The 21,016-nt window shown below is 67.6% G+C and carries 15 protein-coding genes, 1 tRNA gene and 1 pseudogene; 6 read left to right on the plus strand and 11 right to left on the minus strand.

The genetic code is table 11. The annotated features are described in order from the left end of the window. Window positions 1-64 precede the first annotated feature (64 nt). On the minus strand, window positions 65-355 hold the full coding sequence (gene crgA, locus J6U32_RS02640) for a cell division protein CrgA (protein WP_006368633.1): 291 nt from the start codon (window positions 353-355) through the stop codon (window positions 65-67). A gap of 188 nt (window positions 356-543) precedes the next feature. Between crgA and J6U32_RS02645 the strand changes: the two genes are divergently transcribed. Beyond that, on the plus strand, window positions 544-1,293 hold the full coding sequence (locus J6U32_RS02645; RefSeq protein WP_208793435.1) for an aminodeoxychorismate/anthranilate synthase component II: 750 nt from the start codon (window positions 544-546) through the stop codon (window positions 1,291-1,293). Window positions 1,294-1,321: 28 nt separating this feature from the next. Here J6U32_RS02645 and pknB read toward each other — a convergent pair whose 3' ends face one another. The 7 genes from pknB to J6U32_RS02680 form a co-directional block, all read right to left on the minus strand. Next, complete coding sequence (gene pknB, locus J6U32_RS02650) at window positions 1,322-3,229, minus strand: Stk1 family PASTA domain-containing Ser/Thr kinase (protein WP_208793436.1); 1,908 nt, start codon at window positions 3,227-3,229, stop codon at window positions 1,322-1,324. 4 nt (window positions 3,230-3,233) lie between these two features. Then, window positions 3,234-4,592, minus strand: coding sequence for a protein kinase domain-containing protein (locus J6U32_RS02655; protein ID WP_208793437.1), 1,359 nt, complete (start codon window positions 4,590-4,592; stop codon window positions 3,234-3,236). After that, complete coding sequence (locus J6U32_RS02660; RefSeq protein WP_208793438.1) at window positions 4,589-6,073, minus strand: peptidoglycan D,D-transpeptidase FtsI family protein; 1,485 nt, start codon at window positions 6,071-6,073, stop codon at window positions 4,589-4,591. Before J6U32_RS02660 ends, J6U32_RS02655 begins: the two co-directional genes overlap by 4 nt. Beyond that, entirely contained in the window at window positions 6,070-7,500 is a 1,431-nt protein-coding gene (locus J6U32_RS02665) for an FtsW/RodA/SpoVE family cell cycle protein (protein WP_208793439.1), read from the minus strand. Before J6U32_RS02665 ends, J6U32_RS02660 begins: the two co-directional genes overlap by 4 nt. Beyond that, window positions 7,501-9,072, minus strand: coding sequence for a PP2C family protein-serine/threonine phosphatase (locus J6U32_RS02670; protein WP_208793440.1), 1,572 nt, complete (start codon window positions 9,070-9,072; stop codon window positions 7,501-7,503). Then, on the minus strand, window positions 9,069-9,533 hold the full coding sequence (locus tag J6U32_RS02675) for an FHA domain-containing protein FhaB/FipA (RefSeq protein WP_006368640.1): 465 nt from the start codon (window positions 9,531-9,533) through the stop codon (window positions 9,069-9,071). Before J6U32_RS02675 ends, J6U32_RS02670 begins: the two co-directional genes overlap by 4 nt. A gap of 252 nt (window positions 9,534-9,785) precedes the next feature. Further along, window positions 9,786-11,012, minus strand: a complete 1,227-nt coding sequence (locus tag J6U32_RS02680) for a DUF3662 and FHA domain-containing protein (RefSeq protein ID WP_208793441.1) — start codon at window positions 11,010-11,012, stop codon at window positions 9,786-9,788. Between the two features lie 340 nt (window positions 11,013-11,352). Here J6U32_RS02680 and J6U32_RS02685 point away from each other — a divergent pair. Next, window positions 11,353-11,438 (plus strand) — tRNA-Leu (locus J6U32_RS02685). 346 nt (window positions 11,439-11,784) lie between these two features. Here J6U32_RS02685 and J6U32_RS27760 read toward each other — a convergent pair. Further along, window positions 11,785-13,143 (minus strand): annotated as a pseudogene (locus J6U32_RS27760) (FMN-binding glutamate synthase family protein); the annotation flags it as partial. A gap of 101 nt (window positions 13,144-13,244) precedes the next feature. Continuing rightward, window positions 13,245-13,673 (minus strand): NAD(+)--rifampin ADP-ribosyltransferase, encoded by a 429-nt coding sequence (gene arr / locus J6U32_RS02695; RefSeq protein WP_208793442.1) that lies wholly within the window; start codon window positions 13,671-13,673, stop codon window positions 13,245-13,247. 262 nt (window positions 13,674-13,935) lie between these two features. Between arr and J6U32_RS02700 the strand changes: the two genes are divergently transcribed. The 3 genes from J6U32_RS02700 to J6U32_RS02710 all read left to right on the plus strand — a co-directional run bounded on the left by J6U32_RS02700 (window position 13,936) and on the right by J6U32_RS02710 (window position 19,046). After that, complete coding sequence (locus J6U32_RS02700; protein WP_208793443.1) at window positions 13,936-14,553, plus strand: hypothetical protein; 618 nt, start codon at window positions 13,936-13,938, stop codon at window positions 14,551-14,553. A gap of 129 nt (window positions 14,554-14,682) precedes the next feature. After that, window positions 14,683-17,298 (plus strand): ABC transporter ATP-binding protein/permease, encoded by a 2,616-nt coding sequence (locus tag J6U32_RS02705; RefSeq protein ID WP_208793444.1) that lies wholly within the window; start codon window positions 14,683-14,685, stop codon window positions 17,296-17,298. Further along, window positions 17,295-19,046, plus strand: a complete 1,752-nt coding sequence (locus J6U32_RS02710) for an ABC transporter ATP-binding protein (protein ID WP_208793445.1) — start codon at window positions 17,295-17,297, stop codon at window positions 19,044-19,046. Before J6U32_RS02705 ends, J6U32_RS02710 begins: the two co-directional genes overlap by 4 nt. A gap of 82 nt (window positions 19,047-19,128) precedes the next feature. Here J6U32_RS02710 and J6U32_RS02715 read toward each other — a convergent pair whose 3' ends face one another. Next, window positions 19,129-19,434 carry a hypothetical protein gene (locus J6U32_RS02715; RefSeq protein WP_244332521.1) on the minus strand — a complete coding sequence of 102 codons (306 nt, stop codon included), beginning with the start codon at window positions 19,432-19,434 and terminating at the stop codon, window positions 19,129-19,131. Window positions 19,435-19,521: 87 nt separating this feature from the next. Here J6U32_RS02715 and J6U32_RS02720 point away from each other — a divergent pair, with 87 nt between their 5' ends. Beyond that, window positions 19,522-20,994, plus strand: coding sequence for an alpha-amylase family glycosyl hydrolase (locus J6U32_RS02720; RefSeq protein ID WP_208793446.1), 1,473 nt, complete (start codon window positions 19,522-19,524; stop codon window positions 20,992-20,994). Window positions 20,995-21,016 lie beyond the last annotated feature (22 nt).

Raw genomic sequence — 21,016 nt, forward strand, 5'->3', positions numbered from 1 at the left:
CACATGTAATTTCCACACTGTGGATAACCGCGTGCAGGTCTTTGACCAGCATCAACGGTGATCTTCAGCGCCATTTCATGGTCATCAGCAGGCCCACGACCATCATCGAGAAGCCGATGAGGAAGTTCCACGCACCCAGGTTGTTCATCCAGTGCAGCGCCTGACCGGGGCCACCGTAGGTGGTCTCACCGGCAGCGAGGTAATAGACGATCAGCCAGGCCAGACCCAGCAGCATGAGGCCGAGCATCACGCCGACGTAGATCGAGCTGGAGGGACCGGCCTTCACCTTCACCGGCGTCCGGCTCGCCGGGTTGATGGTGTAGTCGGTCTTCTTCCGGACTTTTGACTTCGGCATGACTTCCTCTGTTGTGCAGCGAGCGGGACATCGGCGGGCGATGACCCCCTTGCATCTTCTCGTTTCGCGTACGGCGGCGGTGTCGTGGCGCGGTGTGTTGAGCGCGACACGCCCGGCGCATCACCTCTACGGTATCGCACCAGGTCGCCGCCACGAGCGCCCCGCGAGTCCCCGGGTAACCTGACATGATGACCAGCGCAGCACCGGAGGCGACCGGCTCCGCGAACCACGCGGCCCGCATCCTCGTCATCGACAACTACGACAGCTTCGTCTATAACCTGGTCCAGTACCTGGGCCAGCTCGGTGTCGAGGCAACCGTGTGGCGCAACGATGATCCCCGGCTGACGACACCCGACGGCGAGTTCACCGACGAGTCGCTGCGCGCCGCGTTACGCGGACCCGACGGATCCGGTTTCGCCGGCGTCTTGCTATCCCCGGGACCGGGTACGCCGCAACGCGCCGGGGCCACGTTGCCGCTCGTCGGTGTTGCCGCCGCCGACGGTGTACCGCTGCTCGGGGTGTGTCTCGGTCATCAGGCCATCGGTGCGGCGTTCGGCGGCACCGTCGACCGCGCCCCGGAACTGCTGCACGGCAAGACCTCTCTGGTCCACCACGATCAGGTCGGCGTGCTGCGTGGGCTGCCGGATCCGTTTACCGCGACCCGCTACCACTCGCTGACGGTGCTGCCGGAGACCATTCCGGACGAGCTCGTGGTCACCGGTCGCACCGAGTCGGGCATCGTGATGGGCATGCAGCATCGGGAGCTGCCGATCCACGGCGTGCAGTTCCATCCCGAGAGTGTGCTCACCCAGGGTGGCCACCGGATGCTGGCCAACTGGTTGGGCGTCTGCGGCATCGACATCGACGAGTCCGCCGTCGCCGTCCTCGAACAGGAGATGGCCGAGGCGATCGGTCCGGCGCTGGCCGCCCAGTCCTGACTCGCCGGCCCGGACGATCCGTCAGTGTTCAGCCGGGCAGCAGGCTCGCGCGCCCGACGACGACGTTGATCGCCCCGTTCTTGGCCAGCTTCGATCCGTCCCCAGGGCTCTGCGACAGGATCTTCCCGTCGTCGGGGCTGCCGATCGGCACATTGCGGGGTGTCTGGTTCAGTGCGCCGTTCCATCCCGACCGCTGCAGCGTCGCGAACGCCTGGTCGGCGGTCTGACCGGTCAGATCGGGTACCACGATCATGTTGCCGCGGGAGATCGTCAGCTGCACCGTGCTGCCCTGCTTGATGGAGTCCCCGGCAGTCGGGCTGGAGCTGACGACCTGTCCTTGCGGCAGATCCGAATCGCCGGGCACCACAGCGATCTTGAGGCCGAGCTCCGTGAGCTGGGCGCGTGCGGCCGACTCGAACTGACCCACCAGGTTGGGCACCGTGACGTCCTTGGGGCCGGTGCTGATCCGGATGATCAACGGGTCCCGTACAGGTGTGTCGGTGCCGACGGCGGGGTTGGTGTCCACCACGTCACCGACCTCGACGTTGACCGAATCGACCTGTTGCACCTTGATATTGGTGAAACCCGCGTTCTGCAGCTCGGACGTCGCGTCGGCCTGGGTCTTGTTGCGTACGTCGGGAATTCGTTGGCGCTCGCGTCCGCTGGAGATGAACAGCGTGACCGTCGACCCCTCGGGGGTCGGGACGTTCTCGCCCGGCGCCGAGCGGGTCGCCTTCCCGGCATCGACGGTCTCGCTCGACTCATCGAGCTGTTTGACCTCGAAGCCCGCCTTCTCCAGAGTGTTGCGGGCGTCGGCGGCCGACAGCCCGGCGACCGCGGGCACCGCCACCTTGCGCGCCGACCCGGACGACCACGGTGACCACCACACCAGCAACCCGACGAGCAGCAACACCACGGCCGCCACCGACCCGGCCACCACCCATGGGGGACGGCGTCGGGTCGGGGTGTCGTCGTCCTTGCCCGCGGCCGGCTGACCGCCGGTGTCGGCACGCAATGCGCGACGCGGACCCGAGCCGGTGTCGAGCCAGGCGGTCCGGTCCTCCTCGCTCATCAGCAGCGGCGCCGACGGCTTCCCGCCGGCGAGGACCTTGATCAGATCCGACCGCAATTCGGCCGCCGACTGGTAGCGGTTCTCCTTGTTCTTGCTCATCGCCTTCATGACGATGGAGTCGAGCTCCGGCGGGATGTCCGGGCGCACCGCCGACGGCCACCGCGGATCCTCGTGCACATGCTGATGGGCGACGGCGACCGGCGAATCACCGGTGAACGGCGGCTCGCCGGTGATCAGTTCGAACAGCACGCAGCCCATCGAGTAGATGTCACTGCGCGGATCGACCTTGATCCCGCGTGCCTGCTCGGGCGAGAGGTACTGCGCGGTGCCCATCACCGCGCTGGTCTGCGTCATCGTCGACGTCGAGTCGTTCATCGCGCGCGCGATGCCGAAGTCCATCACCTTGACCGCGCCCGACGAGTCGATCATCACGTTCGCCGGTTTCATGTCACGGTGCACGATGCCGTTGCGGTGCGAGAAATCCATCGCCGCGGCCACGTCTGCCATCCATGTCATGGCCTGCCGCGGTGCGACAGGACCGTTGCGCCGCAACACATCTCGCAGCGTCTCGCCGTCGACGTACTCCATCACGATGAAGGGCAGCGGCCCCTCGTCGGTCTCGGCCTCGCCGGTGTCGAAGACCTGCACGATCGTCGGGTGATTGAGTTTGGCGGCGTTCTGTGCCTCCCGGCGGAAGCGCAGATAGAACGACGGATCCCGGGCCAGGTCGGCGCGCAGCACCTTCACCGCGACGTCCCGGTTCAGCAGGAGATCACGGGCGTAGTGAACCTCGGACATGCCGCCGAAGCCGAGCGTTTCGCCCAGCTCGTAGCGGTCGGAGAGGTGGTGCGGGGTCGACATCATGGCATCAGCACGGCACCTGAAGCGGCCCGATGTTGCACGACCGTGTGGTCGCGCCCGGGTCGGTGGTCTGCGGTGTCGTCTCCTCGGGGGTCGTGGTCTCCGGCGTGGTGGTGTCCTCGGTGGTGGTCGTCGTGGTCGGCGGCCGCGACCGTGTGGTCGTGGTCTCCTGGGTGGTCGTCTGGTCGTCGGTGGTGGTGACCGTCTCGGTCTGGGTGGTCGTCGTCGACGATGGAGCCGGCGGGGGTGTGTTGTCGTCGGCGCTGGCCAGGTAGTACCCGATCAGGGCGATCGCCCCGACGAGTAGCGCCGTCGCGACACCGGCCAACACTTTCTGCCCGGTCGTCCAGCCGCCCCCGCCGTTCCCGGCGGCAGCCGCGGCGGATGTGGTGGGCGGACGCGCGGAGGTCGGCGGCGGGGTCGAGTCGGTCATCGCTCGGGTCGCATTGGCCCGCGCGGCGGCCGCTCCGGCTCCGGCGCCGACGACGGCACCCGCCGCCGCAGCCCCGGCGACTCCGGGCCGCGGTGGGCGCCGCCCCGCACGCACGGAGGCGACGGCGTCGGCGAACGCGCCACCGTTGGGGTAGCGCTGTTTGGGGTCCTTCGACATGGTGATGTCGATCAGTTCACGCACGTTCGGCGGGATGGTGTCCGGCAGCGGCGGCGGGGTCTCGCGAATGTGCTTCATCGCGACCGTGATCGCGCCGTCACCCAGGAACGGCCGGCGACCGATGAGCGCCTCGTAGCCGACGACGCCGAGCGAATACACGTCCGATGCCGCGGTCGCGTCGTCGCCGGTGGCCTGCTCGGGGGAGATGTACTGGGCGGTGCCCATCACCATGCCGGTCTGGGTGACCGGCGCGGCGTCGACGGCCTTGGCGATACCGAAGTCGGTGATCTTGACCTGACCTGTCGGCGTGATCAGGATGTTGCCGGGTTTGACGTCGCGGTGCACCAGCCCCTGGCTGTGCGCGGCCTGCAACGCGCGGCCGGTCTGCTCGAGCATGTCGAGGGTGTTGGCCACCGACAACCGCCCCATCCGCGAGATCACGGAGTTCAGCGGCTCTCCGTCGACGAGTTCCATCACCAGGTACGCCAGCGTGCCGCCGCCGCGATCGCCGGTCTCGCCGTAGTCGAAGACGTTCGCGATGCCCGGGTTGTTGAGCTTCGCGGTGGTCTGCGCCTCGGTGCGGAACCGCGCCGCGAACTCGGGATCGTCGGAGTACTCCGCCTTGAGCACCTTGACCGCGACCCGGCGACCCAGCCGGGTGTCGAGCGCTTCCCATACCTGTCCCATACCGCCGGTGGCGATGAGACGCATCAGCCGATAGCGGTCGGCGATGATGGTGCCGTTCTGCAACGTCATCGTCCACCTCCTACATAAGCATTGATCACTGCCCGGCCAATGGGTCCGGCCACGGTGTTACCGACTGATTGCACACCGAACTTCCCATTCTCCACCACCACCGCGACGGCGATCTTCGCGTCCGTCGACGGCCCGAACGCGATGTACCAGGAATACGGGGTGGCGGAGTTCTCGTCGCCGTGCTCGGCGGTACCGGTCTTCGACGCGATCTGCACCGGCCCGCCGGACGGGTTCGATGCATTCTCCACCCCGACCATCATCGATGTCAGGCTAGCCGCCTGCTCCGACGTGATCGGCGAGTTGATGGTGGTCGGTGGCGTCGTGTACAGGGTGCGCAGGTCCGCCGACTGCAGTTTGTCGACCAGATACGGCTGCATGCGCACACCGGCGTTGGCGACGGTCGCGGCGACCATCGCGTTCTGCAGGGTCGACATCGCGACGTCCTTCTGTCCGATCGCACTGAGCGCGAGCGACGCGCGGTCGGGGATCGTGCCGACCGTCGACCGCGCCACCGGCATCGGGATGTTCGGCGCCGGAGAGTCGAGGCCGTAGAGCCGAGCGGTTTCCTTGAGCTTGTCGGTGGCGTCGGGCATCTTGTTGAGCACGAGGTCGGCGAAGGCGGTGTTGCACGAGTACTTCACCGCATCGGCGAGGCTGACGGTGCCGCTTCCGCCCGGGCAGGTCTCGTCGCCGTAGTTGGGCAGCTTCGCGGTGCTGTCGGGCAGCTGGAAGGTCGACGCCGCGGTCAGCTGCGTCGACGCGTTGAGTCCGTCGCGCAACGCCGCCGACGACGTGATGATCTTGAACGTCGATCCGGGCGGATAGATCTCGTCGGTCGCACGGTTCTGCAGGCGCTTGTCCGCGCCGGTGTCGGCGCCCCACGCCGCTTCCCGCACGTTCTGGTCGTGGCTGCTGAGCAGATTCGGGTCGTAGCTGGGCGTCGAGGCCATCGCGAGGATCTTGCCGGTACTCGGGTCCATCGCGACGACCGCGCCGACGCACGGCCCATCGCAGGTGGCACCGGAGTTCAGCTGGTCGTAGGCGATCTGCTGCAGCCTCGGATCGATCGTCGTGACGACGTTGCCGCCGCGTGGATCCCGACCGGAGAACATGTCGGTGAAACGCTGACCGAACAGGCGGTCGTCGTTGCCGGAGAGGATCGAGTTCTCGTACTGCTCGAGGCCCGCCGACCCGTACTGGATCGAGTAGTAGCCGGTGATCGGCGCGAAGGCGCGCGGGTTCACCGGATAGCGGCGCAGGTACTTGTAGCGGCTGTCGGTCGCCTGCGACATCGCGATGACCTCACCGCCGGCGATGATCGAACCGCGCTGTCGGGAGTACTCGTCGAGCAGCACCCGGTCGTTTCTCGGGTCCGAGCGCAGCTTGTCGGCCTTGATCACCTGCACATACGTCGCGTTGGCGAGCAGGATGACGATCAACGCGATCACCGCAACCGACACCCGTCGGATCGGAGTGTTCACGTGCGCTTCACCGCCTGCGTGGGCAGCGACTCCACGGGCTTGGGGGTGGGCCGGCGCTTCGTCGGATCCGGCTCGCGGGCGGCGTTGGACACGCGGATCAGCAACGCCACCAACACGTAATTCGCGAGCAGCGACGAGCCACCGTAGGAGATGAACGGGGTGGTCAGACCGGTCAGCGGGATCAGCTTCGTGACGCCGCCGACGACGACGAAGACCTGCACCGCCATGGTCACCGACAACCCGGTGGCCAGCAGCTTGCCGAAGCTGTCGCGCACAGTCACCGCGGTCCGCAGGCCGCGCACGACGAAGATCATGTAGAGCATCAGCACCGCGGCCAGGCCGACGAGCCCGAGCTCCTCACCGATGGTCGCGATGATGAAGTCGGTGTTGGCGAACGGCACCGCGTTGGGTCGCCCCGAGCCCAAGCCGGTGCCGAACAGACCGCCGGTGGCCAGGCCGAACAGACTCTGGCCCACCTGATAACCGGTGTTGTAGAAGTCGCCGAACGGATCGAGCCACACCGACACGCGGACCTGCAGATGCGGGAACAGCTGGTAGGCGAGGATCGCGCCGACCGCGAACATGGTCAGGCCGATGACCACCCAGCCCACCCGTTCGGTGGCCACGTAGAGCATCGCCAGGATCGTGGTGAAGATCAGCAACGGGCCACCGAGATCGTTCTCGAGGGCGAAGATGCCGATCGCGACGACCCATGCGATGAGCAGCGGCCCGAGGTCACGGGCGCGCGGCAGGTCCATCCCGAGGAAGTGCTTGCCCGCGGTGGTGAACAGGTCTCGCTTGGAGACCAGCAGGGCTGCGGTGAAGATGATCAGCAGGATCTTCGAGAACTCACCGGGCTGGATGTTGAACAGCGGCGTGCGGATCCAGTTCTTGGAGCCGTTGATCTCCGACAACGATGCCGGAAGGATCGCCGGGATTGCCAAGAAGATCAGACCGCCCAGGCCCAACGTGTACGCGTAGCGCGACAGGGTGCGGTGATCGCGGATGAAGATCAGGATCGCGGCGAAGGCGGCCATCCCGAGGAACGCCCACAACAGTTGTTGGTCGGCGTTGTCGGTCTTGGTCGTCGGGTTGATCGATTCCCCGGTGTTTCCCGACCCGAGGTCGAGGCGGTGGATGAGAACGAGGCCCAGGCCATTGAGCATCGCGACCACCGGCAAGAAGACGGGGTCGGCGTGCGGGGCGAAGCGGCGCACCACCAGATGCCCGATCGCGAACAACACGATGTAGGCGGCGACGTACTTCGCGATGTCCCACGTCAACGACTGATCCTGGGCGCTCTGCACGATCAGCAGTGCGACGGTGACCACCCCGATGGCACACACCAGCAGCGCCAGTTCGGCGGTGCGTCCGGTGTGTTCGGGCTGGGTGGGCCGTGCGTGGCTCGGAGCGGCGGCTTGCGTCATCTACGGTTCCCGGCAGTTCGTTCCGGGCTGGTCAGCCGAGGGAGACGTCGATGACCCTGCCGAGCCGGAAGGTGTCGAACCGGGGGATGTGGCGCTGCCGGGCGCCGAGCTGTTCGGGGCACCCGATGTGGGGGGCGCGGGCGCCTCGGTCACCGGGGCGATGTGGACACCGCCGGGTCCGAAGGTCGCGGGCACCGGCGTGGCCGGCGCGGGTGCGGGCGCCGGGCTGGATGACGGCGGGGCCGGCGCGGGGGATTCCGACGGCATCGACCGGTCGTTGACGCCGGGCATCGTCGCCTTGCACAGCGGCAGCAACTCGAGTTCGCTGCTGGTGCCGAGGATGTCGTTGAGCGGCTTGCCGGAGATCCGGTGTTCGCGGACCGCCGACTGCGAGAACGGCTGGAGGTCGGCGACGTTGAGGGCGGTGCAGTCGGCGGCGTCCGCGGGCGCGAAGGTGATGCGCGCGGACTCCTTGTCGGCGTCGACGATGCAGCCCTTCTGCACCAGGTTGCTCACCGAGTAGAACAGCACGGCGTCGGGAGACCCTTGGTAGACAACGACTTTCGAGTTCTGCTCGCCGATGTAGTAGGTGCGGTGCAGGTAGTAGCGCAACCCGAGGAAGCCCGCGAGGATGGCCACGATCACCAGGATGATGAACCCGATGGTGAACCATCGGCCCTTGTGTCCGGTCCGCACCGGCTCGTCGTCGTCGGGCAGGATCGTCGGCTGCTGCGGCGCCTCGAGCGGTGGGCGCAGCGCTGCGGCACGCCCGGCCGCGGTCTTCGGGTCCGGGGTGTAGGCGTCCTCGCCGGTGCCCGCGGCGCCGCCGACGATGGGCCGTGATTCGCCGTAGTCGGTGTCGACGACGTCGGCGAGTACGACGGTCACATTGTCGGGTCCGCCGCCGCGCAAGGCGAGTTCGATGAGCCGGTCGGCGCATTCCTTGTAGTCGCTGATCGAGCCGAGTGTTTCGGCGAGGGTCTCCTCGCTGACCACGTCGGAGAGCCCGTCGCTGCACAACAGATACCGGTCACCCGGGCGTGCCTCGCGCACGGTCAGGGTCGGCTCGACCTCGGTGCCGGTCAGCGCCCTCATGATCAGCGACCGTTGCGGATGGGTGTGGGCCTGCTCGGGGGTGATGCGTCCCTCGTCGACGAGCGTTTGAACGAAGGTGTCATCACGGGTGATCTGGGTGAGCTCACCGTCGCGATACAGGTATCCGCGGGAATCACCGATGTGGCACAAGCCGATTCGCGAGCCGGCGAACAGTATCGCGGTGAGGGTGGTGCCCATCCCGTCGAGTTCGGGTTTCGCCTCGACCTGGGCGGCGATCGCGTGGTTGCCGGCCTGGGTGGCGTGATTGAGCGCGTCGAGCAGGTCTCCGGTCGCGTCGTCCTCGTCGAGGGTGCGCATGGATTCGATGACCAGCCGGCTGGCCACCTCGCCCGCCGCGTGGCCGCCCATGCCGTCGGCGAGGGCGAGTAGCCGCGGCCCGGCGTACGCCGAATCCTCGTTGTTCGATCGGACCAGACCCTGGTCACTACGCGCGATGTAGCGCAGTACGAGTGTCACGGGCGCAGCTCGATCACGGTCTTGCCGATGCGGATCGGCGTGGACAGCGGGACCTTCACCGCCGTGGTCACCTTGGATCGGTCGAGGTAGGTGCCGTTGGTGGACCCGAGATCCTCGACGTACCAGTCATCTCCGCGACGAGACAGCCGCGCATGCCGCTCGGAGGCGTAGTCGTCGGTGAGCACCAGCGTCGAATCGTCGGCGCGCCCGAGGAGCACCGGTTGCGTACCCAACGTGATGCGGGTGTTCGCGAGCGCGCCCGCGGTCACCACCAGGTACCGCGCGGACCCCTTGGTGCTCGGCTTCGCCCGTCCCTTCTCGGCCGTGCCACGAAAGCGCGGCAGCCGGGATCCCGAGGCGGTGACGATGTCGGCGCGCACGGTCCGGATCACGGCATAGACGAACAGCCAGAGCAGCAGCAAGAAACCCAACCGGGTCAGCTGCAGCACCAACCCCTGCATGTCGTCATCCACCTCCAGCGCATCTCAACGGTCGTCGATCGAACGAGTCGGTCTCCGACGATACGGAGGAGCCCCACCCGGGCGGGTCCGGGACGATAAGACCCGAGGTGCATCTTATGGGCTCAACCCGGTACGCCCGTCATTCAGATGTGTCAGTTCTGCATCAACGGGTGTCGTGCCTGCGTACGAGCGCGTCGGTGTCTGCACGCGCCGCAGCCACGATGGCGCGTCATGCAGGCCGAGCCCGACGCCCTACTGGAAGCGGACGGTGATGTCGGAGTGACCGACGCGAATGCGGTCGCCGTCGGCGAGCTCCCAGCTGTTGACCTGCACGTCGTTGACGGTGGTGCCGTTGGTGGAGTTCAGGTCGGTGAGCATCGCGGTGCTGCCGTCCCAGCGGATCTCCAGATGACGACGCGAGACGCCGGTATCGGGGAGGCGGAACTGCGCGTCCTGGCCGCGGCCGATGACGTTGGAGCCCTCACGCAGCTGGAAGGTGCGGTTGCTGCCGTCCTCGAGGATCAGCGTGATCGCGGTCGGCGCGTAGCCGGCTGCCGGACGGCCGTAGCCCTGCTGGTAGTCGTAACCACCCGGCTGGCCGTAGCCGCCCTGGTCGTACCCCTGCTGGCCGTAGCCCTGCTGGTAGTCGTATCCGCCCTGCTGACCGTAACCCTGGTCATAACCCTGCTGACCGTAACCCTGGTCGTAGCCCGGCTGACCGTAGCCGCCCTGCTCGTAACCCTGGCCGGGCTGGGCATAGCCCTGCTCGTAGCCCTGTTGGCCATAGCCGCCTTGCTCGTAGCCTTGCTGGCCGTACCCCTGCTGGCCGTAGCCCTGGTCGTATCCGGGCTGTCCGTAACCGTTCTGCTCGTGGGCGGGCTGTCCGTAGCCGGCCTGCTCATGTCCCGGCTGGCCGTACCCCTGCTGGTAGTCGTACCCACCTTGCTGGCCGTAGCCCTGGTCGTACGCAGGTTCCGGTGCCCTGCGCTGGTCGTATCCGGGGTTCTGCGTCATCTCTGGGGCTCCTACTTGTTTGGCCGCATCGTGTGGATGCGGCTGTGACTGTGGTCGGGGTACGCCTCCGTCACGCACCGGTCGCGGCTGGGCGTCCGGGTTGACCGCGCCGCGCGCACGGAACATACCCGTGTGCAGGGACGGAGACTGGTCGAATTCGACGACGACCTGACCGTATGTCTGCCACCCGTTGTCCTTGATGAAGTTCTCCAGGTGTTTGGAGAACCTCTTGCGGTTCAGTTCGTACTCAGCCGCGATCTGATCGTGGTCGGTCGGACTGAAGAGCAACGTGTAGCTGTTCGCGGCCAGGATTGTACCGTCACCGAGATTCTCCAAGGATTCCTCGGCTTCTCGCTGCAGGCCGTTCTCGATCTCCTGCGGGGCGACCTCGCCGCCGAAAACGCGCGCGAAGCCGTCATCGACAGCACCCTCGAGCTTGCGCTCGATGCGTTGCAAAATCCCCACCGTCGACCTCCCTTCGCGGCTTGTGTGGCGTGTCGCCGTGCGTGTGGCCTTTACAGATGATACCGATACTGACGGCCCAGGCTGCCATGAAGCAACTGCTGTACCGTCTGCAACATACGCATCACCACCGTCATGTGGTGTGCGCCTACCCCTGAAATCATCCCTGACCAGCGCTTTGGCGTCCACCCCCTAGATGGCGCGCAGCTGAATGACGCGGGTTGTCCGACGGGTCAAAGTTATCGTTTTTCACTTGCGGTGAGGTGCGTGCTATCGTCGTCCAGGCCGTTGATCGAACCCATCGATTCACGGTCATGCCCGCCGAGAACTCGGCGGCGGCCACGGGCGAGTGGCGGAATGGCAGACGCGCTGGCTTCAGGTGCCAGTGTCCTTCGGGACGTGGGGGTTCAAGTCCCCCTTCGCCCACCACGGATCGACACGTTCGATCAGTATGACGTTTCCTCCGGAATCCGGTGACTACGTCATACTGATCGATTTTTTCATCCGGGACGCACGCCGAGGTCCACATACGGCTGCCCACATACGGCCGAAACGAGTCCGCATCCGCGCGCTCCCAGTCCGCCTGCCACGACGCCGGCGGATCAGTCAGCAGGACACCCTCGTCGAGCCATTCGAAGATCTCGGCGTAGGAGCGCTGATCGGTCGCCGACAACCGCTTTCGGAGCAGGTGCGGGCTCAGTTGAGCCGGGTTGTCGACGCCCATCGACGCCATGATCCGCATGGCCTGGGCGACAGTGGCCTTCTGATAGTTGTAGACGCGTTCGCTCTTGTCGGCGACGTCGAGGGCGCGGGCCCGCCGCGGGTCCTGGGTGGCGACGCCGACGGGGCAGTGATTGGTGTGGCAGCGCTGCGACTGGATGCACCCGACGGCCATCATCATCGCGCGGGCGGCATTCGTGTAGTCCGCACCCTGGATCAGCCGTTTGACGATGTCGTTGCCGGAGGCCACCTTTCCGCTCGCACCGATCCGGATGCGGTCGCGCAGCCCCACACCGACCAGCGCGTTGTGCACCGTCATCAACCCGTCGGTCAGGGGCAGACCGACGTGATCCTCGTATTCCAAAGGCGCAGCGGCGGTTCCACCCTCAGCACCGTCGACGACGATGAAGTCAGGGGTGGTGTCCTCGGCGAGCATCGCCTTGCACATTGCGAGGACGTCGATCCGCGAGCCCAGGCAGAACTTGAAACCCACGGGTTTGCCGCCCGACAACTCTCGCAGTCTCACGACGAAGCGGATCAACTCACGCGGCGTCGAGAACGCCGAGTGTGCGGCCGGACTCACGCACTTCTGTCCTTGCGGCACACCGCGATAGCGGGCGATCTCGGCGGTCACCTTCGCCGCCGGCAGGACGCCGCCGATACCCGGCTTGGCACCCTGGCTCAGTTTGATGTTGATGGCCTTGACACGGTCGTCGGCGGCTTTCTCCGCGAACGTGTCGGGATCGAAATGCCCGTCGGCGGTGCGGGTTCCGAAGTAGCCGGAGCCGATCTCCCAGACGACGTCGGCGCCCTGGAGGTGAAACGGCGTCAGACCACCTTCGCCGGTCTCGTGGACGAACCCGCCCTTCATCGCACCTTTGTTCAAGGCGCGCAGCGCATTCGCCGAGAGCGCGCCGAAGCTCATCGACGACACGTTCAGCAGCGCCATGTCGTACGGGCGGGTGCAGTCGGGCCCGCCGATACGGATGCGAAACGGCTCGGGCGGATTCTCGATCGGGGCGGTCGAGTGGACGAGGTACTCGTAGCCGGGCCGGTCGATGTCACGCTCGGTGCCGAAGGCGAGCTCGGCGGTAGTGCCTTTGGCGCGTTCGTAGATCAGCGAGCGGGTGTCGCGATCATAGGGCCGGCCGTCGAAGTTCCGCTCGACGAAGTACTGCTGCATCTCCGGGCGCAACGCCTCGAGCAAGAACCGCATGTGGCCGAGCACCGGATAATTCCGCAGGATCGAATGCCGGCGCTGCGTGATGTCGTAGACGGCCACCATGGCGAGGGGCACCAGGACCACCGCGGCGACGATCCACGCCCACGACCATTCGACGGCCGCGATCACCCCGGCCACCGCCGCGACAACGAGGACGGCTACTGCGACAAACCGGACCATACGGTGCCTCATTCTCCGGGCACACCATTTGCAGCCCAACCGGTTTCGGGCTGTCGGCGGCCTGGTACGAGTCTAGCCGCCGACGCTGTCGCCGCGGTGCGCACCTGCACCGATCAGTCGTAGATCACCGCCGCGCCACGTCGGCGCAAGTCGGCCAGCCCGGCGCGCCGGGCCTCGATCAGCTCGGGAGAGTGCCCCTCCCAGTCGGTCAGTTCGCCGACCACCCGCACCGCGTCACGCGAGCGGAACGAGCGGGTCGGGTTGCCGGGGAACTTCTTGTCGGTCACGTTCGGATCGTCCTCGACGGGTCCGGTCGGCTCGACGAGGTAGATGCGGCCCGGTCCGTCGCCGAGAGCCAGCTCGGCACCCCACGCCGCGGCGTCGAGAGTCCGCGTGAAGTAGATGTGGTTGGCGATGCGCCCCTCCTCGTAGTTCGAGCCATATCCCGGCACCAGGAGGTCACCGGCGTTCAGCGCGGCCTTGGTGCCGTGCAGGTAGGCGCCGGACTCGTGTACTTCGAAGGGTGTCGGAGCAGCGGTCATCAATGGCCTTCCGCGGGCGGGTTGGTGGTGGGTCTGTGTCAGCGCACCGAGTGTGCACCCACCACCGGCCCTTGCCGCAAGCCCCACCTGCAGTCGTATGGTGAAAGGGGAAGCACACCGAGCCGCCGGCACGGCACGAGTAGTGCACTACCTGCGTTTCGCGCTCGCCGGCGCCCGTAGTCCCTCGAGATGACCGAGTGGTGCGAATCGGACGGGGGTGTCCGAAGGTTGAGGGGACCGCCCCCGACCCGAGAGAGCACCCATGTCCTACCCCGATCCTCGCGCGCAGCGCTCCGCTTTCACCGCCCATCCACCCCATCCCGCGCATGCCCATGGGCCGCAATCATTCTCGTACGGTCCCGACGCCCCGACGGTGATCACCCCGGCCGCGCCACCCGTACCCGGCGGGTACGGGTGGCGTTCCGCAATGCCGATGCCGATGCCGATGGCGCCGGCGGCCGGCGCCGTCGGGGTCTCACCCGCGGTCCGCATCATCGCCGCGCTGATCGCTACGGCCGGGGCACTCACCGTGCTCTCCGCGTTCCTTCCGTGGGTCAGCGGATTCGTGACGGTCACCGGCGTCGGCAACTCCGAGGTCGGCGCCACCGACGGCGTCATCACCGTCGTGCTCGGCGGGATCGCGCTCGTCGTCGGCACGGTCAGCGCACTTCTCGGCAGGAGGTCGGCCCTGCACCTGACCGCCGGCATCGGCGCGCTGCTTCTCGGCGCCGTCACGGTGCTGATCGCCGCCGCCGACATCTCGAGCGTCGGGGACCTCTCCGCACTCGGCATCACCGTCGGCATCGGTTTGTGGCTGACCCTTCTCGCCGGGATCGTGATGTCGCTCGCGGGAGTCGCTGCGATCGTCAAGCGAACCTGAACGACCGACCCAGAACCCTGTGCACCCCACTCCTCGTTTGTTAGCGTTGCCTAAGCTGCGCGGCATTTCGGACACTCGCCCGATACGAGCCGGTCGCGATGAGAACGCAACGACGATGGGGGTGGGCAGATGTCCCGTGGTTTCGGGGGAGCGGTCATGCGCGCGTTCGGCGCGCGTGATCACCTGGCGACGGTCACGAGCGTCGAGCAACGCGCCCCACACCTCGTTCGTGTGCGGTTCCACTCCGACACCCTGTTCTCCGAGGCGCTGACCGGGCCGACGTCGTGGATTCGGGGTTGGTTCCCCGACGACAACGGTCGTGAGCACCAGCGCGGCTACACCTTTGCCGAGGCTGACGCCGACGCGGGGACCTTCGCTCTCGACTTCGTGCTCCACGAGCCGTCCGGCCCGGCTTCGCAATGGGCGCGACAGGCACAACCGGGACAGTCCATCTCGGCGATGTACATGAGTTCGGTGCCGTTCGAGGTGCCCGACGAGAATCCGCCCGCCGGCTACCTGGTCATCGGCGACTCGGCGTCCATCCCGGCGATCAACTCGATCATCGACGCCGTGCCGCACGACATCCCGATCGAGGCCTACCTCGAGCAGCACGAGCCCGCCGACCGCGAGATCCCGCTCAACGGCCACCCGCGGATGCGGCTGCACTGGGTCCCACGCACCGACGCCACCGCACTCGCGTCCGCCCTGGAGTCCCGCGACTGGTCGGACTGGTACGCGTGGGCCGGCCCGGAATCGAACTCGCTCAAAGAGATCCGCAAACGACTCAAAGAGTTCGGATTCCCCAAGTCCGAAACCCACGTCCAGGCCTACTGGGCGCAGGGCAAGGCGATGGGTAAAGAGCGCGACCCCGACGCGGAGTCCCCCGACGGATCCTCCACCGAGGAGGCTCCGGTGGTCGAGACGATCGAGCCGCCCGCCGCCACCGGTGCGGCCGCTCCCGCCGACGCCGCCCCACAGGGCCAGTGGCGGGCCAACGCCGCGGGCAAACTGCTCGCCCCGCTGAAGCCGACCCTGACCATCGCCGGTGTCCTGCAGGCGGTCGTCACCCTGCTCCAGCTCGCTCCGTACGTGCTTCTCGTCGAACTGTCCCGCCGCCTGCTGGCCGGCGCCGACTCCGGACAGCTGTGGTTCGTGGGCACACTCGCGGTCACCCTGATCGGGCTCGGCATCCTGCTGGAGTCGGCATTGCTCTTCTGGCTGCACACCGTCGACGCCCGCTTCTCTCGCGATCTGCGCAGCCGGCTACTGCGAAAGCTCGCACGACTTCCTTTGGGCTGGTTCGACTCCCGAAGCTCTGGCGGCATCAAGTCCCTCGTCCAGGACAACACCCTCTCGCTGCACTATCTGGTCACCCACGCGGTACTCGACGCGGTGTCGGCCGTCGTCGCGCCGATCTCGGTGCTGATCTACCTGTTCGTCGTCGATTGGGGGGTGGCACTGTTTCTGCTGTTACCCGTCCTCGGTTACGTGTTCACCATGTACCGCATGATCATCGCGTCCGGCTCCAAGATCCCGGTCGCGCACGCGTGGGAAGAACGGATGAACGGCGAGGCGGCGTCGTATCTCGATGCGCAACCGGTGATCCGGGTGTTCGGCGGCTCGATGGATTCGCGGTTCCGGGCCCGGCTCGAGGAGTACATCGACTTCCTCGAAGAGTGGCAACGGCCCTTCGTCCGGACCAAGACCGTCATGGACCTCGTCACCCGGCCCACCACCTTCCTGTGGCTGATCGCGCTGGTGGGCACGGGATTCGTCATCTGGGGCTGGATCGAGCCGATCGACCTCATCCCGTTCCTGTTGTTGGGCACCACCTTCGGCGCACGACTCCTCGGCATCGGCTACGGTCTGAGCGGGCTCAAGGCAGGCATGCTCGCCGCCCGCGACATCCAGATCACCCTCGACGAGCCCGAACTCGTCACTCGTGACGCGACCACGCCGCGATCGGACTGCTCCGGCGTCGTCTTCGATCGGGTCACCTTCGGCTACCGCCCCGCAGTGCCTGTCCTGCACGACATCTCACTGCATCTGGCGCCGGGGACCGTCACCGCACTCGTCGGCCCGTCCGGTTCGGGCAAGTCCACTCTCGCGGCGCTGCTGGCCCGCTTCCACGACCCCGACGCCGGAGCGATCCGGATCGGCGGTCGCGACATCGCCACCATGGACGCCGACGAGCTGTACCGCCAACTCGGATTCGTTCTGCAGGACACCCAACTCGTCACCGGGACCGTTGCCGAGAACATTGCGCTCGCGGTCCCCGACGCGAGTCGCACGCACATCGAGCAGGCCGCTCGCGACGCCAACATCCACGAGCGGATTCTCGCTATGCCCTACGGCTACGACACCCCACTCGGACCCGACGCCGCACTGTCGGGTGGTGAGCGTCAGAGGTTGACGATCGCCCGCGCCATCCTCGCCGACGCCCCGGTGCTGATCCTCGACGAGGCCACCGCCTTCGCCGACCCGGAGTCGGAGTTCCTCGTCCAGCAATCGCTGAGCCGCCTGGCCGCCGGCCGTACCGTGCTGGTCATCGCGCACCGGCTGCACACCATCGCCGACGCCGATGCCATCGTCGTCCTCGACGGCGGACGGATCGTCGAAACCGGAACGCACCGTGAGCTTCTCGCCGAGCGCGGGACCTACGCGACACTGTGGGCCGCGACCGAACCCGTCCAGCGGGAAGCACCGACCGAGCAGGAAGCACCGACCGAGGGAGCCCGCCGATGATCACCACCTTGATCTCGCTGCTGCCGGATCGGTCCCGTCCGGATGTGCGGAAGTTTGTCGCGCTGAGTGTGCTCTCGGTGCTGCTGCGTGCGGTCGGCGTCGTGTTGCTCGTGCCGCTCGTATCGGCGCTGCTCGACGGCCGCCACGGCGACGCACTGGCCTGGCTCGCCGCACTGACTGCGGCCACCGTGGCCGGCTGGCTCACCGACTGGGTCGGCTCGCGGGTGGCCTACGACCTCGGATTCACCCTGCTGGGCAGCGGCCAACATGCGCTCGCCGAGCGACTGTCGCGCATCCGGCCGACGTGGTTCGGCGCGGAGAACACCGCCACCGCCCGGCAGGCCATCGCCGCGACCGGACCGGATCTGGTCGGTGTTGTCGTCTATCTGGTGGTGCCGCTACTCGGCGCGATCCTGCTGCCGGTGGTCATCGGCCTTGCGCTGCTGGCGATCTCGTGGCAACTCGCGCTGGTCGCGCTGGCCGGTGTCCCGCTGCTCCTGGGCGCACTGTGGGCCAGCGGGGCCATCAGCCGGCGCGCCGACCACGCGGCCGACGCCGCGAATGCCGCCCTGACCGAGCGTGTCGTCGAGTTCGCCCGCACGCAACCGGCGTTGCGCGTCGCGCGTCGTGCCGATCCGGAGCGCAGCCTCTCCGGCGACGCACTCGCCCGCCAACACGGCGCGACGCTGCGGCTGCTGTTGCTGCAGGTCCCCGGTCAGCTGCTGTTCGGTCTCGCAGCGCAGATCGCACTGTTCGCGCTCGCCGGCACCGCCGCATGGCTCACCGTGCGCGGTGATCTGTCGACAGCGCAGGCCGTCGCGCTGATCGTGGTGGCCGTCCGCTACCTCGAACCGTTCACCGCGCTCGGCGAACTCGCCGGCGGACTGGAAAGTGTGCGTCTGACCCTGCGGCGCATCCGCACCGTCCTCGACGCCCCAACGCTCATCGACGGACCGACGTCGAGTCCGGCTCCGACGACGGCACCGCGAATCACGTTCGAGGGCGTCCGATTCGACTACGACGACCCCGAACACCCCGTCCTCGACGACCTCGACCTCGTCATCGAACCCGGCTCCACCACCGCCATCGTCGGCCCGTCCGGATCGGGGAAGTCGACGATCCTCGGACTCATCGCCGGTTTGCATCAACCGACGTCGGGGCGCATCCTGTTCGACGGCGTCGATGCCGCCGACCTCGATCACGAATCCCGCCGCGCGCTGACCAGTGTGGTGTTCCAGCAGCCCTATCTCATCGAGGGCAGCATTGCCGACAACGTCGCTGCCGGCGATCCGTCGGCAACACCCGAGCGCCTGCGCAGCGCCACTGCACTCGCCCGGGTCGACGAGATCACCGAACGCCTCACCGATGGCCTTGATTCGGCTGTGGGAGAAGGAGGTTCGGTCCTCTCCGGTGGGGAGCGCCAACGCGTCAGCATCGCCCGCGCCCTGGTGAAACCGGCGCCCGTGCTGCTCATCGACGAGGCAACGAGTGCCCTCGACAACAGCAACGAGCGCGCCATCGTCGATGCCCTGTCGGCGCAGGACCGCCCACGCACCCGCGTCATCGTCGCCCACCGGCAGGCCGGGGTCCGGCGCGCCGACCGGGTCATCGTGCTCGACCGGGGACGCATCGTCGAGGACGGTAGTCCCGACGAATTGCTCACTGCGGGTGGACGTTTCACCCGATTCTGGGAGCATCAGAGCGCCGCGGGCCGGTGGAGGCTGACCGGAGCGGGCGGACAGGCTTAAACCCGCCGCGCCACCCAGATCCGCTCCGCCTCCCGCTTGCCGACGACACCGACCAGCGGGATGCGATCGATCTGATCGACGGTCAGCATCGCCTCCGGCCGAGCGATCCGCGCCAGCTCGTCGGCCGTCGGGAGGCCCACCTCGACGGCCGCTCGCAGAAGTCCCATCCGGTGATGCTGTCGTGGATCCACTGCCGCTGCGCCTCGGGGCGCTGGTGATCCTCCGCAACGAACCAATTGGCCACCAACACCGCCTTGTCGGCGAGCAGAGTCCACATCTTGGTCCGGTCGATCCGCGCATGCGCCTTGGGCCGGGTGATCGCGAGCCAGCGCAGACTCTCGTCCGCCGGATCGAGTAACTGCCAGTACCGCCACCTCAGGTCCACCACCCCCTCAGGGTAAGGACCGCGATCCGCGGGGTCGCCGAACCCGACCGCCGAGGTGGCTGACGGCCAGAGATCTGGCACAGTAACGCTGTGCAGCCCCACCCGGTCATCTACGAGATCAACACCTGGCCGTGGTTGGAGCGGCTCGGCCGGCGGCTCGGCCACCCCGTCACCCTCGCCACGGTGCCCGAGGACGTGTGGGACAGCATCGCCGTCGGACCCGTCGACGCCGTCTGGCTCATGGGCGTGTGGCAGCGCAGTCCCGCCGGCGTGGAGATCGCGTTGGCCGACGGCCCGCTCGTCGAGACCTTCCGCTCCGCGTTGCCCGACTACACCTCCGACGACGTCGTCGGCTCGCCCTACTGCATCCGCGACTATGTCGTCGACGAGCACCTGGGCGGGTGCGACGGGCTGGCCACCGCCCGCGCCGCCCTCGGCGCCCGCGGGATCGGACTGATCCTCGACTACGTCCCCAACCATCTCGCGACGGACCACCCGTGGGTCACCGCGCACCCCGAACGTTTCGTCGCCGGAACCGCCGAAGACCTCGCCGCCCGCCCGACCGAGTTCGTCGGGGTTGGTGATCGGGTCCTGGCCAACGGCCGCGACCCCCACTTTCCGCCATGGCGAGATGTTCTTCAGCTCAACGCCTTTCACCCGGAGACCGTGGACGCCGCGATCGACGAACTGCGCGGGATCGCCGAGCGCTGCGACGGCGTGCGTTGCGACATGGCGATGCTCATGACCACCGACATCTTCACCCGGACCTGGGGCGACCGGGTCGGTCCGGCACCGGCGCAGGACTACTGGACGCGGGTTATCCCCGCGGTCCGCGAGCAGTACCCCGGCTTCCGCTTCGTGGCCGAAGCCTATTGGGGCACAGAACAGTTGCTACGTTCCCAGGGCTTCGACCACTGTTACGACAAGGCGTTCACCGACGCCCTCGAGCACCATCCGCACGAGGTCGCCCGCCTCATCCACCACGATGCCGACCCCGCCGGCAAGGTGCGCTTTGTCGAGAATCACGACGAGCCGCGCGCGCAATCGGTGTTCGGTCACCGCCACCGGACGGCCGCGCTGACCGCACTCACCCAGCCGGGCGCCCGCCTCGTCCACGACGGCCAGGCCGACGGTCGGACCACCCGCCTGCCGGTGCAACTGCGGCGCGAACCTGTTGAACCGGTGGACCCCGACCTCCGCGACTTCTATCGCATCCTTCTGGGCGCGATCAGTGAAAGTCCGATGCGCACAGGTACTTTCGATCCCTTGCATATTCACGGCTGGCCGGACCGGCCCACCGGGGGACTGGTGGCGTGGGCGTGGACCGATGCGCGTGACGCCTCCGGCGGCGGGTGCCGTCACCTGATCGTGGTCAACCTCGACGACGCCGCGGCCGCCGGTCGTGTGCAGACCCCATGGCCGCAGCTCACCGGGTCCACCGCCACTCTCACCGACCTGCTCACCGGCATCGACCATCACCGTCCGGCCGACCCCGACGAGTACATCTTCGTCATGCTGCCCGGATGGGGCGCACATCTGCTGGATGTCCACATCCATCCGTGATGCGGGCCGCCTGGAGTCTGTG

Source organism: Gordonia polyisoprenivorans, from assembly GCF_017654315.1.
GTDB classification, from domain to species: Bacteria; Actinomycetota; Actinomycetes; order Mycobacteriales; family Mycobacteriaceae; genus Gordonia; species Gordonia polyisoprenivorans_A.

What these genes read in the sequence shown, in the direction of transcription:
- crgA (WP_006368633.1), bottom strand. Translation starts at nt 355, where the DNA reads ATGCCGAAGTCAAAAGTCCGGAAGAAGACCGACTACACCATCAACCCG.
- J6U32_RS02645 (WP_208793435.1), top strand. Translation starts at nt 544, where the DNA reads ATGACCAGCGCAGCACCGGAGGCGACCGGCTCCGCGAACCACGCGGCC.
- pknB (WP_208793436.1), bottom strand. Translation starts at nt 3,229, where the DNA reads ATGATGTCGACCCCGCACCACCTCTCCGACCGCTACGAGCTGGGCGAA.
- J6U32_RS02655 (WP_208793437.1), bottom strand. Translation starts at nt 4,592, where the DNA reads ATGACGTTGCAGAACGGCACCATCATCGCCGACCGCTATCGGCTGATG.
- J6U32_RS02665 (WP_208793439.1), bottom strand. Translation starts at nt 7,500, where the DNA reads ATGACGCAAGCCGCCGCTCCGAGCCACGCACGGCCCACCCAGCCCGAA.
- J6U32_RS02675 (WP_006368640.1), bottom strand. Translation starts at nt 9,533, where the DNA reads ATGCAGGGGTTGGTGCTGCAGCTGACCCGGTTGGGTTTCTTGCTGCTG.
- arr (WP_208793442.1), bottom strand. Translation starts at nt 13,673, where the DNA reads ATGACCGCTGCTCCGACACCCTTCGAAGTACACGAGTCCGGCGCCTAC.
- J6U32_RS02700 (WP_208793443.1), top strand. Translation starts at nt 13,936, where the DNA reads ATGTCCTACCCCGATCCTCGCGCGCAGCGCTCCGCTTTCACCGCCCAT.
- J6U32_RS02705 (WP_208793444.1), top strand. Translation starts at nt 14,683, where the DNA reads ATGTCCCGTGGTTTCGGGGGAGCGGTCATGCGCGCGTTCGGCGCGCGT.
- J6U32_RS02710 (WP_208793445.1), top strand. Translation starts at nt 17,295, where the DNA reads ATGATCACCACCTTGATCTCGCTGCTGCCGGATCGGTCCCGTCCGGAT.